The 16,278-nt window shown below is 59.9% G+C and carries 16 protein-coding genes; 13 read left to right on the forward strand and 3 right to left on the reverse strand.

Going from position 1 to position 16,278, the window contains the following annotated elements; translation table 11 throughout:
- The first annotated feature begins 2 nt into the window (after positions 1 to 2).
- Positions 3 to 725 (forward strand): MotA/TolQ/ExbB proton channel family protein, encoded by a 723-nt coding sequence (locus J3D60_RS22435; RefSeq protein WP_092358687.1) that lies wholly within the window; start codon positions 3 to 5, stop codon positions 723 to 725.
- 1 nt (position 726) lies between these two features.
- Positions 727 to 1,128: a biopolymer transporter ExbD gene (locus J3D60_RS22440; protein ID WP_010565408.1), complete on the forward strand. Its 402-nt coding sequence runs from the start codon at positions 727 to 729 to the stop codon at positions 1,126 to 1,128.
- Between the two features lie 84 nt (positions 1,129 to 1,212).
- On the opposite strand, the gene J3D60_RS22445 is transcribed toward J3D60_RS22440, so the two are convergent.
- From J3D60_RS22445 to J3D60_RS22455, 3 genes are read right to left on the reverse strand one after another with little or no spacing between them, the layout of a single operon-like run.
- Positions 1,213 to 2,160, reverse strand: coding sequence for a LysR substrate-binding domain-containing protein (locus J3D60_RS22445; protein ID WP_065941069.1), 948 nt, complete (start codon positions 2,158 to 2,160; stop codon positions 1,213 to 1,215).
- Positions 2,160 to 3,008 carry an EamA family transporter gene (locus J3D60_RS22450; RefSeq protein WP_065941070.1) on the reverse strand — a complete coding sequence of 283 codons (849 nt, stop codon included), beginning with the start codon at positions 3,006 to 3,008 and terminating at the stop codon, positions 2,160 to 2,162. The genes J3D60_RS22445 and J3D60_RS22450 overlap by 1 nt, the downstream gene beginning before the upstream one ends.
- Positions 3,009 to 3,061: 53 nt before the next feature.
- Positions 3,062 to 4,009 carry a TauD/TfdA family dioxygenase gene (locus tag J3D60_RS22455; protein WP_253492842.1) on the reverse strand — a complete coding sequence of 316 codons (948 nt, stop codon included), beginning with the start codon at positions 4,007 to 4,009 and terminating at the stop codon, positions 3,062 to 3,064.
- A gap of 459 nt (positions 4,010 to 4,468) precedes the next feature.
- On the opposite strand from J3D60_RS22455, the gene J3D60_RS22460 reads away from it, so the two are divergent.
- The 11 genes from J3D60_RS22460 (at position 4,469) to J3D60_RS22510 (ending at position 16,201) form a co-directional block, all read left to right on the forward strand.
- The gene (locus J3D60_RS22460) at positions 4,469 to 4,717 is read left to right on the forward strand and encodes a hypothetical protein (protein ID WP_065941072.1); all 249 of its coding nucleotides are present in this window, start codon (positions 4,469 to 4,471) and stop codon (positions 4,715 to 4,717) included.
- A 142-nt stretch (positions 4,718 to 4,859) separates the two neighbouring features.
- Positions 4,860 to 5,441: an alpha/beta hydrolase gene (locus tag J3D60_RS22465; RefSeq protein ID WP_024072766.1), complete on the forward strand. Its 582-nt coding sequence runs from the start codon at positions 4,860 to 4,862 to the stop codon at positions 5,439 to 5,441.
- A gap of 49 nt (positions 5,442 to 5,490) precedes the next feature.
- On the forward strand, positions 5,491 to 6,411 hold the full coding sequence (locus tag J3D60_RS22470; RefSeq protein ID WP_253492844.1) for a sigma 54-interacting transcriptional regulator: 921 nt from the start codon (positions 5,491 to 5,493) through the stop codon (positions 6,409 to 6,411).
- A gap of 150 nt (positions 6,412 to 6,561) precedes the next feature.
- On the forward strand, positions 6,562 to 7,344 hold the full coding sequence (locus tag J3D60_RS22475) for a MetQ/NlpA family ABC transporter substrate-binding protein (RefSeq protein ID WP_027607851.1): 783 nt from the start codon (positions 6,562 to 6,564) through the stop codon (positions 7,342 to 7,344).
- Between the two features lie 510 nt (positions 7,345 to 7,854).
- Positions 7,855 to 8,520 carry an amino acid ABC transporter permease gene (locus J3D60_RS22480; protein WP_057725386.1) on the forward strand — a complete coding sequence of 222 codons (666 nt, stop codon included), beginning with the start codon at positions 7,855 to 7,857 and terminating at the stop codon, positions 8,518 to 8,520.
- A complete protein-coding gene (locus tag J3D60_RS22485; protein WP_027607849.1) occupies positions 8,501 to 9,160 on the forward strand; it encodes an amino acid ABC transporter permease in 660 nt (219 codons plus the stop codon). The genes J3D60_RS22480 and J3D60_RS22485 overlap by 20 nt, the downstream gene beginning before the upstream one ends.
- The gene (locus J3D60_RS22490) at positions 9,157 to 9,933 is read left to right on the forward strand and encodes an amino acid ABC transporter ATP-binding protein (RefSeq protein WP_253492845.1); all 777 of its coding nucleotides are present in this window, start codon (positions 9,157 to 9,159) and stop codon (positions 9,931 to 9,933) included. The genes J3D60_RS22485 and J3D60_RS22490 overlap by 4 nt, the downstream gene beginning before the upstream one ends.
- Positions 9,930 to 10,784 carry a transporter substrate-binding domain-containing protein gene (locus tag J3D60_RS22495; RefSeq protein WP_092489312.1) on the forward strand — a complete coding sequence of 285 codons (855 nt, stop codon included), beginning with the start codon at positions 9,930 to 9,932 and terminating at the stop codon, positions 10,782 to 10,784. The genes J3D60_RS22490 and J3D60_RS22495 overlap by 4 nt, the downstream gene beginning before the upstream one ends.
- 205 nt (positions 10,785 to 10,989) lie before the next feature.
- On the forward strand, positions 10,990 to 12,072 hold the full coding sequence (locus J3D60_RS22500; protein ID WP_169899701.1) for an efflux RND transporter periplasmic adaptor subunit: 1,083 nt from the start codon (positions 10,990 to 10,992) through the stop codon (positions 12,070 to 12,072).
- Positions 12,069 to 13,139, forward strand: a complete 1,071-nt coding sequence (locus J3D60_RS22505) for an efflux RND transporter periplasmic adaptor subunit (protein ID WP_027607845.1) — start codon at positions 12,069 to 12,071, stop codon at positions 13,137 to 13,139. The genes J3D60_RS22500 and J3D60_RS22505 overlap by 4 nt, the downstream gene beginning before the upstream one ends.
- Positions 13,136 to 16,201, forward strand: a complete 3,066-nt coding sequence (locus J3D60_RS22510; RefSeq protein ID WP_253492846.1) for an efflux RND transporter permease subunit — start codon at positions 13,136 to 13,138, stop codon at positions 16,199 to 16,201. Before J3D60_RS22505 ends, J3D60_RS22510 begins: the two co-directional genes overlap by 4 nt.
- Positions 16,202 to 16,278 lie beyond the last annotated feature (77 nt).

The following is a 16,278-nucleotide window of genomic DNA, read 5'->3' on the forward strand; positions in this document are numbered from 1 at the left end:
ACATCATGGCATTAGCATCTCCACTTGAATCCATCGAAAGCGCGGTGATCTGGCTGCTGGTAGTCTTTTCGGTCGCCACCTGGGGCCTGGCCCTGCTCAAGGGCGTGCAGTTCGGTCGCCTTAAAGCGCAGGATCGCAAGTTCCACAAACAGTTCTGGGCGGCGTCGAGCCTCGACTCGGCCGCCGAGTTGGCCGAAACCCAGCCTGGCGCCGCTGCCCGTGTGGCCCAGGCCGGTTACGCCGCGATCCAGGTCGGGGAAGCGCCGCACGCGGCCGACCTGAGCCAGGCGATCAACCACCAGGACCGCCTCGAGCGTGCCCTGCGCCAGCAGATCGTACGTGAACGCCGCTCCCTGGAAACCGGCCTGGCCGTGGTCGCCAGTATCGGCAGCACCTCGCCGTTTATCGGCCTGTTCGGCACGGTGTGGGGGATCATGGAAGCGCTCAAGGGCATCAGCGCCGCCGGCTCCGCCAGCCTTGAAACCGTGGCCGGCCCCATTGGTGCAGCCCTGGTCGCCACGGGAGTGGGGATCGCCGTCGCGGTGCCGGCGGTGCTGGTCTACAACTACTTCCTGCGTCGCCTCAAGCTCACGGCTGCCGACCTGGATGACTTTGCCCACGACTTCTACAGCTTGGCGCAGAAGAACTCTTTCCGTGTGCTGCTGCACCCGGCCCTGACTAAACATGCGCCGGGTAACCCGCAAAAAGTGAAGGAGGCATCCTGATATGGCCTTCTCCACGCAAGACAGTGATGAGGTACTGAGCGAGATCAACGTCACGCCGCTGGTGGACGTGATGCTGGTGCTGCTGGTGGTGTTTATCGTCACCGCGCCGCTGTTGACCAACGCGATCCCGATCAACCTGCCCAAGACCGAGGCCGTAGCCCCGGTGGAGCAGAAGGACCCGCTGGTGGTGAGCATCGACGGCGCCGGCAAACTGTTTATCAACAAGGACGAAATCCAGCCGGACCTGCTGGAATTCAACCTGCAGGCGGCCAAGGCCAAGGACCCCGATGTGCGGGTGCAACTGCAGGCTGACGATGGTGTGAACTACGGCGAAGTGGCGCGAGCCATGGCGTCTATCGAGCGCGCGGGGATTACCAAGCTGTCGGTGATTACCGCACGTTAGTTGCAAAAGCCTCGACAATTTTTTGGCCGTTTCCTTGGCAGGGTGCGGCCTTTTTTTTGCCTCCGTTTCAGTAACATCACACGATCAAAGTGCGCCAACCCCAGCGATTTGCGGATACCGGATTTCAACTTCTTGCTGAAACTTTCTAGCGCTCTCTTTAAGCCAGTCAATCAACCGAGCGATATCAGGTTCCGACTGCCGCCCATTCCTACAAATAACGTAGTACGCCGCCGGCGACATCATCAGCGGGCCGCCTAGTGTGACTAACGCACCTTCTTCCAACTGGTCATACACCAACGCTGTCCTGGCCAGCGCAATCCCGCCACCCTTCACCGCCAGACTGATTGCCAGGCTTGAGTCCGGAAAGCGCGGCCCATGGTGATAAGGCGCAGCTGCCACGCCCTGGAACGCAAACCAGCTTTCCCACCCTGGACACACTTGATCGTCCACACGGTGAATGAGTGGATACCGCGCGATATCCGTCAGCGAAATATCGCCATTCATGCGTTGAAACTCCGGTGAGCAAACCGGGAACACGGCATCGCGCATCAGAAGCTCGGCATGATGATCCGGGTAGTCGCCGTACCCCATCACAATCGCAACATCGAATTGATGGGCACCGAGATTGGCGCTATTCATATCCGCACTGGTCAATACCAGGTCGAGATTGAATGAAGCGTCGGTATGGGAACCATGCATTCTGGGGATTAGCCAGGTCGAACACAGGGACGAAGTGCACGAAAGATAAAGGGGCTGAGATTTGCGCGGATTCAGCGAGTGCAACACCGTCTCAAGGGTTTTGAAAAAATCATCGGTCACCGGCAACAAAGCCTGCCCGGCGGTTGTGAGGTTGACGCCCCGCGAATGGCGCTCGAACAACTGAACGCCCCACCACTCTTCCAGACCTGCGATCTGATGACTGATGGCACTGGCGGTGAGGCTCAACTCTGATGCTGCGCGGGCGAAACTGCCTGTTCGTGCAGCACTGACAAAGGCTTGCAGCATGGGTGTAGGTGGCGGACGTTGGCCCATCAGGTGCTCACTTTGATCAGGATGATCCCGCAAACAATGACGAACGCCGAAAGCATCCGCCGCCAGCCGAACCGCTCGTGAAAAAACAGCGCGGCAATAATGGCGCCGATAATAACACTGGTTTCCCGCAACGCTGAGACCTTGGCCACCGCATCCAGCGACAGCGCGAACAGCACCAGGCCGTAGGAAGCGAGGTAAAAAACGCCGCCCATTACGCCGACTTTCCAATGGTTGCGAATGGCCTCTGCGAATTCCAGACGTTTCTTGAAAAACGCCAGCGCCGGAATCGGAATGCTCTGGAATACCGTCAGATAGATGATGTATTGCAGCACCGTCTCACTGGCTCTGACACCTTTGGCATCCACCACTGTGTAGGACGCGATGAAAGCACCTGCGCACACCGCCATCAGAATTGGTTTGAACATACGCGCGGACATCCTGCGCACGAATGTCAGGCTGATAATGCCTACGCAAATCAGCAACACCCCCGCCATGGCATGAAACGATAGCTGCTCGTGCAGCAGGAAATAGGAAAACAGCGCGACTAAAACCGGTGGCACCCCGCGCATGACCGGGTAGACCTGCCCAAAGTCGCCGGTTTCATACGCTTTGATCAGAAACAATCGATAGGCCGTGTTGAGCACCACGGAAACCAGCACGTAGCCCCACACCTGCAGGCTTGGCGTATTCACCAGCGGCAGCGCCGCCAGGCAGATCAGCAACGCCGTACCATCGACCATGGCCAAGGTCATGAAGCGACTGCTCCCCGCCCGGACGACCGCGTTCCAGGTGGCGTGCATGAAGGCGGAGATCAAAACAAGGGTGATCGCGATGTTGGAGTTGTCCATGGGGCTCGGCTTGTGATGGGAATATGAAGTTGTGCCTTATGGCCAGCGAGGGATCATCGTTTGCGCAACCACATTCGTAACATGTATCGATTGAGATCTTTCAAAGAGACTGAGTCATCAATCTCTAAGCGCGGAGCGCTCTTATCGATGAAATGCGTTCGGGTATGGAGAAACTTGTTGTCAGCTGAAATAAGAACCTGCCCTGGTTCAAGCAGCACTCGATGTTGAACTGACGATTGATCAAGGACTGTATCTAGAAAATCCAATGCATGTATTTGCGCCAGGGTTAATGGCGCTCCCGCTTTGATGTGGGCCGATTCGATATAGACGCGGAAGTACCTAATCAAAGGGATGCCCTCATTTGAAAAGCTCAAGATTGGCGCTCTGAATAATTGTTCTTCCTGCGCCATACCTCGATTTTCAAAATAGAAATCGCACTTAAGTTCTTCCAGTACCTCAGGGAATGCCATTAATTCAGCGTATACCGCACTTGCGTCTATCAGAATACTTTCGCCGCCGAGTAAGGCTTTCTGGCCACAAGCCAGAATCAAATAATCGATAGGGAGCGGATCGCTTACGCCATCGTTATGGACATATGCGCCCTGACGGGTCTGATGATATCTCGCACCTTCTTCAATGCTTTTACCTCCCCGGTCATACACCTCAATAACCCTATGGCCAAGATGGTTCTGCACCATTGGCGCTCCCAGCAAAGAGCCGAACGTCCATATCAAAGATTTGAAACCTGCAAGATCATCGACTTTAAATCCATCTAGGATAAGGACGTGTTTTTCGTGATCAACGATTTTTCGTATATTGCGCAGTTCTGCGCTGAGGGTCTGCGAGTGATGGGGGGCGATGTAAGCAGGCTTTGCATCGAATCGATTAGTTTGATCATCCGGTTCGGAGCTGGCTTTTGCGCTCAGTAGTTCGTTGAATGCGGTTTTAGAAAGCCTGACTTTAGAAATTTCGTGGTGGAAAGTACTTATATTTATATTCATTGCGATTATTTACGGGGTTGGTTGGAGTCAATATTTAACTAACCTCACCACTCTCCAGAAAAGCGAAAAGTCGTCAGCGGAGCCATAAAAAACCGTCATGGAAGATATTTCCTACAAGAAGGTTCATCAGGTGATCGATGCTGGCATTTCGTCATGATTTGTAAAGGGCCAGCAAGCCGTGTCCCTTTAAATTGCAGGACGTTTCCGAGACAATCCCCGCCGCCTTGTGACTGTTGGAATGGATGGCTAGTCTTCGGCCCGTCGCTGGTTTTCAGCGATCGGGTTTAGCAGCCTGAGTTCAATAGGCACACGGTTCACATCCGCGTTTATGGTGGCTGTGCGTGGGGCACCCTCGGGTGCGCTGGTGTTCCTATTGGCCAGTCTGCTAACCCGCGTACAGCTGCCACCTATCGTTTAGCAGCGTTAGTGGTCGCTCCCGTGTTCAATAGGAGTTACACCATGACCAAAGCACTTCCCGACCCACCCGTTGACTGCCTTGTCGCCAACGAAAACCTCTGTTTCGAAGACGCCCAACTTTATATCGCTCCCCTGATCCACAGCGCATCGGCCACCGTATGGGACTGCTGTGAGCACCTGCAGCCGCACGACCGCGCGAAAGTCCATGCGGTGTGGCATTTGCTGGACATGGCCAAGACCGTGGTGGATCGCACCATCGACTGCATGCCTCGTACCAATCACGTCATCTGAAACCACTGCAAATTGAATGTGAAATCGAGTCAATGTGGGTTTGAGTTTTTGGTTATTAATAAATAGCTTCTTATTCCTTAACGAATATAACCCTCGTCCCTATACTGTCCTACAACGTTAAACGCTGCAGGAGGGCACACCCATGCACAGCGAGTTGATTCGTTATCTGATCGTGCCGGGCTGGCAAGGATCGCCAGAAGATCATTGGCAAAGTCACTGGCAGAACAGCCTGCCCAACAGCGCACGCGTGGAGCAGGCCGATTGGCTCACACCGCGCCGTGAAGATTGGGTCGCCGCGCTGGCCGAGGCGATCGCCGCCGACAGCACCCCGGTAATTCTGATCGCCCATAGCCTGGGCTGCATCACCGTGGCCCATTGGGCGGCCACTGCCCCTGTGCAGTTCCTGCGGCAGGTGCGCGGTGCCTTGCTGGTGGCTCCGGCGGACGTCGAACGTCCGGCGTGCTCGCCTGCCCTGCGCAACTTTGCGCCGATCCCGACCGACCTGCTGCCGTTTCCCAGTCAGGTGGTCAGTTCCGATAACGACAGCGCCGTCAGTGCCCCCCGGGCCCTGGAGCTGGCGCGTAACTGGGGCGCCGAAGCCGGCATCCTGTCGGGGGCCGGGCATATCAATGTGAAGTCCGGTCACCAGCGCTGGGAGCAGGGGTTTGCCTACCTGTATCGCCTGCAAAGCCGCCTGGAGCATCACGCCCGGCGCACCGCCTGATATTTTTTCAACGCCCCGTCCCTGAGTGGATTTGGGGCGGGAGCCTGCCATGAGTCTGCATGAAACCTTCGGTCAGCCACTGCTGACCTTCCCCGACGCCGAAAAAAGCCCGCTGAGCATCCGCGCCAAGGCGCTGGTGTTTGTCGACCCGCGCTCGCGCAAGCTGCGCGAAGACCTTGAAAATCTCGCCCCGCGCGCCTTGCCCGTATTGATTCGAGGCGAGACCGGCAGCGGTAAAGAATTGCTGGCGCGGCATATTCACCGGGGCAGCGACCGCTCCGGTTTGTTTGTCTCGGTCAATTGCGGTGCCATCAGCCCAACCTACGCCGACGCCGAATTGTTCGGCTACGCTGCCGGCGCCCACAGTGGCGCGGCCAGCAGCCGGGCCGGGTGGTTTGGCTCGGCGAATGGCGGCACTTTGTATCTGGATGAGATCGGCGACTTGCCGCTGCCGATCCAGGTGAAACTGCTGGCGGCCCTGGAAAACCATGAAGTCACCCGCGTGGGCGCCCACCAGCCGAGCCCGGTGGACGTGCGCCTGGTGGCCGCCACCAGCATCGACCTGGCCCAGGCCGTGGCCGCCGGCAAGTTTCATGAGCGGCTGTTCCATTACCTGAGCGAAGGCCAGCTGGACTTGCCGGCATTGCGTGAGCGGGTGGGCGATATCCTGTCGTTGGCCGAGTACTTCCTTGGTATCTACAGCCAGCGCCTGGACCTGCCGGTGCCGCTGATCAGCGATGCGGCCCAGCGCGTCCTCGAACACCATAGCTGGCCGGGTAACACCCGCGAGCTGGAGAACGTCATTCACTTCGCCTTGCTGGTGAGCAGCGGCGACGAAATTCTGCCCGAGCACCTGAACCTGCCGGTGGCGGGGTCGCCCTTGGAGCAAGTGCAGCGCATCTTCGCCAATGCCAGCCCGGCTGAGCGGGAAACCTTGCGCAGCTTTTTACAGAAACAAGCCGCTACATGAGCAAAATGGAATATCAAAGTGAATAAAAGATATTGTTCGGGAATAAAAAATATAGGTATTGTCCATTCCACGCCGCGATAGCACTTCGCTGGCACACCACCTAAAAAACGGTCGTCAGAGACGCCCCCGGAATTCCGATAAGGACACTGCATGAAAAAGGTTCTGTTGTTTACCGCACTGGCGGCTGCCCTGACTGCAAGCTTCGCCCAGGCCAACGAGAAACTGGTGGTGGCCGCCACCCCGATCCCGCACGCCGAGATCCTCGAACTGGTCAAGCCAACCCTCGCCAAAGAAGGCGTGGACCTGGAAATCAAAGTTTTCACCGACTACGTACAGCCAAACGTACAGGTTGCCGAGAAGCGCCTGGACGCCAACTACTTCCAGACCCTGCCGTACCTGGAAAACTTCAACAAGGGTAAGGGCACCAACCTGGTCACCGTGGTTGGCGTGCACGTTGAACCCTTCGGCGGTTACTCGAAAAAGATCAAGAATATTTCCGAGCTCAAGGATGGCGCCACCGTGGCCATCCCGAACGAAGGCTCCAACAGCGGCCGCGCCCTGTTGCTGCTGCAGAAAGCCGGCGTGATCACCCTGAAAGACCCGACCAACGCCCTGGCCACGCCGAAAGACATCGCCAGCAACCCGAAGAACCTGAAGTTCAAGGAGCTGGAATCGGCCCTGCTGCCACGGGTGCTGGACCAGGTTGACCTGGACTTGATCAACACCAACTACGCCCTGGAAGCTGGCTTGAACCCAGCCAAGGACGCGCTGATCATCGAAGATGCCAAGTCGCCGTACGTGAACTTCCTGGTGGCGCGCCCGGACAACAAGGACAGCGACGCTATCCAGAAACTGTCCAAGGCCCTGACCAGCCCGGAAGTCAAAGCCTTCATCGAGAAGAAGTACAACGGCGCAGTCGTGCCCGCGTTCTGATGTAAGCCAAAACCCCCTTCAAGGTTTCAACGCCGACGGCTCACATAGCGTCGGCGTTTTTTATGTGTGGAATCTGGAATGCAATCAAAATGTGGGAGGGGGCTTGCCCCCGATAGCAGTGGTTCAGTCAATGCATCTGTGACTGACATACCGCTATCGGGGGCAAGCCCCCTCCCACATTTGATCTTCATCTCACAGTGGATTTTCAGCGTATCAGAGCGCGCGGCTATTGATCGCCCTGCGCAACGCCACCAACCATTTCACCAGCTCCTGCGGATCAATCGGTTTCGCTTTGTTCATTGTTCATTCCCTCGAAACACAGACCCCCCAACCATAGCCGTCACCTGGAAAACCCGCGAATCCGTCGGTTATCTTTTTGGGTGATATCAATATGCTTTTTCGGTATTTAAATTTTACTTTTTATACCTTTAAAGTTCGCGCTACCCGGCGTTACCCACGCCGGATCGGACGGCGCTCGCCGCATTACCCCTGCGGTGTCATGGACTCACAATGACCTTCGATTTCGCTTTTATCCTCAGCACCCTGCCGGCGTTTTTGAAAGCCGTGGGCGTCACGCTGCAAGTGGGCCTGATCGCCATTGCCACCTCGTTGCTGGTGGCGCTGATCAACGCTGCACTGCTGGTGTTTCGCACGCCGTACTTGTCGCGCCTGGTGGCGCTCTATGTGGAACTGGCGCGCAATACACCGCTGCTGATCCAGCTGTTCTTCGTGTACTTCGCCTTGCCGGCCCTGGGTTTGAATATCTCCGGGTTCTGGGCGGCGATCATCACCATGACGTTCCTCGGCGGTGCCTACCTCACCGAAGTGCTGCGCGCCGGTGTGGAAGCGGTGCCGCTGGCGCAGATCGAGTCGGGCAAGTCCATCGGCCTGTCGGACTGGCAACTGCTGCGCCATGTGATCCTGCCCCAGGCCGGCATCCTCAGCCTGCCGGCGTTGTTCGCCAACTTCATCTTCCTGCTCAAGGAGACCACCGTGGTCTCTGCCGTGGCGGTGCCGGAGATTCTCTACACCACCAAGAGCTACATCGCCCTCTACTACAAAACCTACGAAATGCTCGCCGTGCTGACGCTGATTTGCGTGCTGCTGTTCTTGCCGCTGTCGCTGCTGCTCAGCCGCCTGGAAAGGAGGCTCCAGCATGGCCAGTTCGGGTCTTGAGTTGTTGTGGGTGTCGTTGCCGCAACTGGGCAAGGGCGCTGCGCAAACCCTGTCGATTTCGTTGTTGAGCATCGCCTTCAGTACGGTCGGCGGTGTGTTGTATGGCGTGCTGCGCACCTTGAACAACAGGCTGGTCAACGCGGTGCTGCGGGTTTACCTGGAGCTGTTCCGGGCGATTCCGGTGCTGGTGTGGTTGTACCTGCTGTTCTTTGGTCTGCCGATCTTCTTTGGCCTGAGCATCCCCAGCTTCTGGTGCGCGGTGCTGGTGTTGTCGCTGTGGGGCGCCAGCGAAGTGGGCGAAGTGGTACGCGGCGCGTTGCATTCGCTGCCCCGCGGCCAGCGCGAAGCGGGCCTGTCGATTGGCTTGTCCGACCCGCAGTTGTACGGCTACGTGTTGCTGCCCCAGGCCCTCAAGCGCATGACGCCGCCGACCATCAACGTCTACACGCGCATCATCAAGACCAGTTCCCTGGCGGTGCTGATCGGTGTGGTGGACGTGATCAAGGTCGGCCAGCAAATCATCGAGCGCACCTATGAGTCGGTGTTGATCTACGGCGCGCTGTTCCTGTTTTTCTTCTTTATCTGCTACCCGTTGTCGGCCGCCTCCAAGGTGCTGGAACGGCGCTGGGCCCAAGCATGAGCGCATTGATCGAGTTCCAGGGTTTCAACAAATTCTTCGGCGACCAGCAGGTGCTCAAGGGCATCGACCTGAGTGTGCAAAGCGGCGAAGTGGTGGTGATCCTCGGCCCCAGCGGCTGCGGCAAAAGCACCTTGCTGCGCTGCCTCAACGGCCTGGAAGTGGCCCATAGCGGCAGCCTGCGGTTTGCCGGCAAAGAGTTGTTGGATAAAACCACCGACTGGCGCCAGGTGCGCCAAGACGTGGGCATGGTGTTCCAGAGCTACCACCTGTTCCCGCATATGAGCGTGCTCGACAACATCCTGCTCGGCCCGCTGAAAGTGCAAAAGCGCGAGCCGCGCGAAGCCCGCGCGCAGGCCGAGAAACTGCTGGCGCGCGTCGGCCTGGCGGACAAGCGCGACGCCTTCCCGCGCCAGCTCTCCGGCGGCCAGCAGCAACGCATCGCCATCGTCCGTTCGCTGTGCATGAACCCCCAGGTCATGCTGTTTGACGAAGTCACCGCCGCCCTCGACCCGGAGATGGTCAAGGAGGTGCTGGAGGTGATCCAGGGCCTGGCCCGCGATGGCATGACCCTGCTGATCGTCACCCACGAAATGGCCTTCGCCCGCGCCGTCGCCGACCGCGTGGTGTTTATGGAGGCCGGTTGCATCCTCGAACACAACACCCCCGAAGAATTCTTTACGAACCCGCAAACCGCACGCGCGCAGCAGTTCCTGGAGAAGTTCTCCTTTGTCTCAACACTGCCCAAGAAAACCAAGGAACTGGAGCTGCTATGAAAAAGTTACTGCTGCCACTGTTGGCTGTCGCCTTACTGGCCGGCTGCGATAAAAAGGCCGAAGAGCCCACCAAGCCTGCGGCCGCTGCCGTGAGCTACCTCGACAAGATCAAGGCGCGCGACAAGCTGATCGTCGGCGTATTCACCGACAAGCCACCGTTTGGCTTCGTCAACGAAGCGGGCCGCTATGTCGGTTTCGATACCGACATCGGCCGCCAATTCGCCAAGGACCTGTTGGGCGATGAGAACAAAGTCGAATTCGTCGCCGTCGAGCCGGCCAGCCGTATTCCGTTCCTGCAAAGCGACAAGGTCGACCTGATCCTCGCCAACATGACCGTGACGCCCGAGCGCAAGGAAGCAGTGGACTTCACCAACCCCAACCTGAAAGTCGCGGTGCAGGCTTTGGTGCCCCAGGACAGCGCGGTGAAAAGCCTGGATGACCTGGCCACCCGCACCACCATCGTCACCACCGGTACCACTGCCGATATCTGGCTGACCAAGAACCACCCGGACTGGAAACTGCTGAAGTTCGAGAAAAACTCCGAGTCGCTGCAAGCGCTGTCGGCCGGGCGTGGCGATGCCTACGCGCAAGACAACCTGGTGCTGTTCAGCTGGGCCAAGCAGAACCCGGGCTACCGCGTGCTGGAACAGAAACTCGGTGACGAAGCGCCCATCGCCCCGGCGGTGAAGAAGGGCAATATCGAACTGCGTGACTGGGTGAATGCCGAGTTGGCGAAGCTGGGTGAGGAGAAATTCCTGCTCAAGCTCTACGACCAATATGTGCGCAAGGAGCTGAGCGATGACACCAAGCCTGAGAGCGTGATCGTTGAAGGCGGGAAGTGGCAGGGCTAGTTCTGCGCTGACTGTTATGCCGCTATCGGGAGCAAGCTCCCTCCCACATTTGAATGTATTCACACGTCACATGTGCGAGAGGACTTGCCCCCGATGAGGCCGATGAACTCACCTCAATACGCCTTCCCCATGCAGATAAGGAACCCTGAACTAAGCTCACAGTCGCATACACACTGGCACATCGCATCGCGCACAAGGAGTCTGCATGGGCGGTCGTATTTCCATCTGTATCGTCGGTCTGGGTTTAGTGGTGTTGCTGAGCGCGTGTGGCCAGGAAAAAGCTGAGCCCAAGGCCCATTCGCGGGTTTTTGTTCAAACCGTACAACCCGCCGATTTCGCCGCGGCCGTCACGCTGACCGGAGATATCCAGGCCCGCGTGCAAACCGATTTGTCCTTCCGGGTCGGCGGCAAGATCATCCAGCGCATGGTGGATGTGGGCGATCGCGTCAAAGCCAGACAGGTGCTGGCCAGGCTCGATCCCAAGGATTTGCAGACCAACGTCGATTCCGCCCAGGCCCAGGTCGTGGCCGAGCAGGCGCGGGTCAAGCAAACCGCCGCTGCGTTTGTGCGCCAGGAAAAGCTCCTGCCCAAGGGCTACACCAGCCGCAGCGAATACGATTCCGCCCAGGCCGCGCTGCGCAGCAGCCAAAGTGCCCTGGCCGCCGCGCAGGCGCAGTTGGCCAACGCCCGTGAACAACTCGGCTATACCGCGCTGATCGCGGATGCGCCGGGGGTGATCACCGCGCGCCAGGCCGAAGTCGGTCAGGTGGTGCAGGCCACCGTGCCGATTTTCAGCCTGGCCAGCGATGGCGAGCGCGATGCGGTGTTCAACGTCTATGAGTCACTGCTGGTTGAGCCGCCGCCGGATGCGCCGATCACCGTCAGCCTGCTGGATAACCCGAGCATCAAGGCCGTAGGTAAGGTGCGTGAAGTCACACCTGCCGTGGCCGCCAATACCGGCACGGTGCAAGTGAAGATCGCCCTGCAATCGTTACCCGAAGGCATGCGGCTTGGTTCGGTGGTCAGTGCCACCGCCAATGGCCCGGCCAAGGCGAGTATCGAGCTGCCCTGGTCGGCGTTGACCAAAGACCTCAACGAGCCCGCCGTATGGCTGGTGGACGGCGAGGGCAAGGCGCAACTGCACAAGGTCACGGTGGCGCGTTACCTCACCGGCAAAGTGATTATTGGCGACGGCCTCAAGGGTGGCGAAAAAGTCGTGGTGGCCGGTGGGCAATTGCTGCACCCCGGCATGCTGGTCGAGATTGCCCAGCCAGGAGCCCAGCCATGAAGCGCCTGACGGTTGTACTCGCCGCCAGCCTGTTGCTGATGGCCTGCTCCAAAGAAGAACCGGCGCCCGAGCCCGTGCGCCCGGTGCTGTCCATGGAGGTGAAATCCGAGGACCAGGAAACCCTCGGCCGTTTCGCCGGCACCATCCAGGCGCGCTATGAAAGCAATCTGGGCTTCCGGGTCCCCGGTCGCATCGCCCGGCGTGCCGTGGATGTGGGCGCCGAAGTGGACAAGGGCGCCTTGCTCGCGGTGCTTGACCCTACCGACCAACAGAACCAGTTGCGCGCCGCCCAGGGCGATTTGGCACGGGTGCAGGCCCAGTTCATCAACGCCCAGGCCAATGCCCGTCGCCAGCAGGAGCTGTTCAACCGTGGCGTCGGCGCCCAGGCCCAACTGGACGTGGCCCAGACCGACCTGAAGACCACCCAGGCCTCCCTCGACCAGGCCCAGGCTTCGGTCAACCAGGCCAGGGACCAGCTCAACTACGCCGAGCTGCGCACCGACCACGCCGGCATCGTCACCGCCTGGAATGCCGAGGCCGGCCAGGTGGTCAGCGCCGGTCAGCAAGTGGTGACCCTGGCACGCCCGGACATCAAGGAGGCGGTGATCGACCTGCCCGCCGGCCTCGCCGAGCGCCTGCCGGCGGATGTGGTATTCCTCGTCGCCGGGCAACTCGACCCCAGCGTCCACACCACCGCCACCGTGCGCGAGATCGAACCCCAGGCCCAAAGCGCCACGCGCACCCGTCGCGCGCGCTTGACCCTGGCCGAAACGCCGCCCGCATTCCGCCTTGGCACGGCGATCAGCGTGACCTTGAGTTCGGCCATCGCCCCACGCATCGAGTTGCCCCTGAGCGCCTTGCAGGAAGTCGACGGCAAGACCCGCATCTGGATCCTCGATACCCAAAGCCAGACCGTGCAACCGCGCGACATCACGGTGCTTAGCCGTGACGCTGACAGCGCCTTGCTCAACGGCGGCGTCAAACCCGGCGAGCGTATCGTTACCGCCGGCGTGAACAGCCTGAAGCCCGGGCAGAAAGTCAAAATCGACGAGGACAGCCCGCGATGAAAGGCAGCTTCAACTTATCCGACTGGGCCCTCAAGCATCAGTCCTTCGTCTGGTACCTGATGTTCGTCGCGCTGCTGATGGGCGTGTTCTCCTACATGAACCTGGGCCGCGAGGAAGACCCCTCGTTCACCATCAAGACCATGGTGATCCAGACCCGCTGGCCGGGCGCGACCCAGGAAGAAACCCTCAAGCAGGTCACCGACCGCATCGAGAAAAAGCTCGAGGAACTCGACGCCCTCGACTATGTGAAAAGCTACACGCGACCGGGTGAATCCACGGTGTTCGTGTTCCTCAAGGACACCACCAGCGCCAAGGCGATTCCGGAGATCTGGTACCAGGTCCGCAAGAAGATCGACGACATTCGCGGCACCTTCCCCCAGGGCTTGCAGGGGCCGTCGTTCAACGACGAATTCGGCGATGTGTTCGGCTCGGTGTATGCCTTTACCGGCGACGGCCTGTCGATGCGCCAGTTGCGCGACTACGTGGAGCAGGTGCGCGCCGAGATCCGTTCGGTGCCGGGGCTGGGCAAGGTCGAGATGATCGGCCAGCAGGACGAAGTGATTTACCTGAACTTCTCCACGCGCAAACTGGCGGCCCTGGGCATCGACCAGCGCCAGGTGGTGCAAAGCCTGCAATCGCAGAACGCGGTGACCCCCGCCGGGGTGATCGAGGCCGGGCCGGAGCGCATCTCGGTGCGTACCTCGGGGCAGTTCGCTTCGGAGAAAGACCTGGCCAACGTCAACCTGCGCCTCAATGACCGCTTCTATCGCCTGGCGGATATCGCCGAGATCAGCCGTGGCTACGTCGACCCGGCGCGGCCGATGTTCCGTTTCAACGGCAAGCCGGCGATTGGCCTGGCCATCGCCATGCAGAAGGGCGGCAATATCCAATCGTTCGGCAAGGCCCTGCACACGCGCATGGACGAACTGACCGCCGACCTGCCGGTGGGCGTCGGTGTGCATAAGGTCTCCGACCAGGCCGAAGTGGTGGAAGAGGCCGTCGGCGGCTTTACCAGCGCGCTGTTCGAAGCGGTGATCATCGTGCTGGTGGTGAGCTTTATCAGCCTCGGCATGCGCGCCGGGCTGGTGGTGGCGTGCTCGATTCCACTGGTGCTGGCGCTGGTATTCGTGTTCATGGAATACAGCGGCATCACCATGCAGCGTGTGTCGCTGGGTGCGTTGATCATCGCCCTCGGCCTGCTGGTGGACGATGCGATGATCACCGTGGAGATGATGATCACGCGCCTGGAAAAAGGCGAAACCAAGGAGCAGGCGGCGACCTACGCCTACACCTCCACGGCATTCCCGATGCTCACCGGTACCTTGGTGACCGTGGCCGGCTTCGTGCCGATTGGCCTCAACGCCAGTTCGGCGGGCGAGTACACCTTTACCCTGTTCGCGGTGATTGCCGTGGCGATGCTGGTGTCGTGGGTGGTGGCGGTGCTGTTTGCGCCGGTGATCGGCGTGCATATCCTCAGCGCCAAGGTCAAACCCCACAGCGCCGAGCCGGGGCGCATCGGCCGCGCGTTCAATGGCGGCATGCTGTGGGCCATGCGCAACCGTTGGTGGGCGATCGGCATCACCGTGGGCCTGTTCGTGGCGTCGGTGTTCTCCATGCAGTTTGTGCAGAACCAGTTCTTCCCGTCGTCGGACCGCCCGGAAATCCTCGTCGACCTCAACCTGCCGCAAAACGCCTCGATCAACGAGACGCGCAAGGCCGTCGACCGCCTCGAAGCGATCATCAAGGACGACCCGGACATTGCACGCTGGAGCACGTATATCGGCCAGGGCGCGATCCGTTTCTACCTGCCCCTCGACCAGCAACTGGAAAACCCCTACTACGCGCAGTTGGTGATCGTCAGCAAAGGCCTGGAAGAGCGCGGCGCCCTGATTGCGCGCCTGCAGAAGCGCCTGCGTGATGACTTCGTGGGTATCGGCAGTTTTGTGCAACCACTGGAAATGGGCCCGCCTGTGGGGCGTCCGATCCAGTACCGCGTATCCGGCAAAGACACCGACCAAGTGCGCAAGCACGCCATCGAACTGGCGACCCTGCTGGATCAAAACACCCACCTGGGCGAGATCATCTACGACTGGAACGAGCCGGGCAAAGTGCTGCGCATCGACATTGCCCAGGACAAGGCGCGCCAGCTCGGGCTGTCCTCCGAAGACGTGGCGCAACTGATGAACAGCGTGGTCAGCGGCGCCTCGGTGACCCAGGTGCACGACGATATCTACCTGATCAGCGTAGTCGGCCGTGCCGAAGACGCCGAACGTGGCACGCCGGAAACCTTGCAGAACCTGCAGATCGTCACCCCCAACGGCACCTCGATTCCGCTGCTGGCCTTCGCCACTGTGCGGTATGAGCTGGAGCAGCCGCTGGTGTGGCGCCGCGACCGCAAGCCGACCATCACGATTAAAGCGTCGGTCCGCGATGAGATGCAGCCGACCGACCTGGTCAAGCAGCTCAAGCCGGAGATCGATCAATTCAGCGCCGGCCTGCCGGTGGGCTACAAGGTCGCCACCGGCGGTACCGTGGAAGAAAGCGGCAAGGCCCAGGGCCCGATTGCCAGCGTGGTGCCGTTGATGCTGTTCCTGATGGCGACGTTCCTGATGATCCAGCTGCACAGCGTGCAGAAGATGTTCCTGGTGGCCAGTGTCGCGCCGCTGGGGCTGATCGGCGTGGTGCTGGCGCTGATCCCCACGGGCACGCCCATGGGCTTTGTGGCGATCCTCGGCATCCTGGCGCTGATCGGCATCATCATCCGCAACTCGGTGATCCTGGTGACGCAGATCCACGAATATGAAGTGGCCGGCTACACGCCGTGGGACGCGGTGGTGGAAGCCACCGAGCATCGGCGCCGGCCGATCCTGCTCACGGCGGCGGCGGCGAGCCTGGGCATGATCCCGATTGCCCGGGAAGTGTTCTGGGGACCGATGGCCTACGCGATGATCGGCGGGATCATCATCGCCACCTTGCTGACGCTGTTGTTCCTGCCGGCGCTGTATGTGGCCTGGTACAAGATCCGCGAGCCAAAGCAGGAACAACAGGAACAACACGGTTAAAAATGTGGGAGGGGGCTTGCTCCCGATGGCGGTGGGTCAGCAAAAAATATTTGTCTGACCCACCGCCATCGGGAGCA

This window comes from Pseudomonas sp. S3E17 (assembly GCF_024168685.1).
GTDB classification, from domain to species: Bacteria; Pseudomonadota; Gammaproteobacteria; order Pseudomonadales; family Pseudomonadaceae; genus Aquipseudomonas; species Aquipseudomonas marginalis.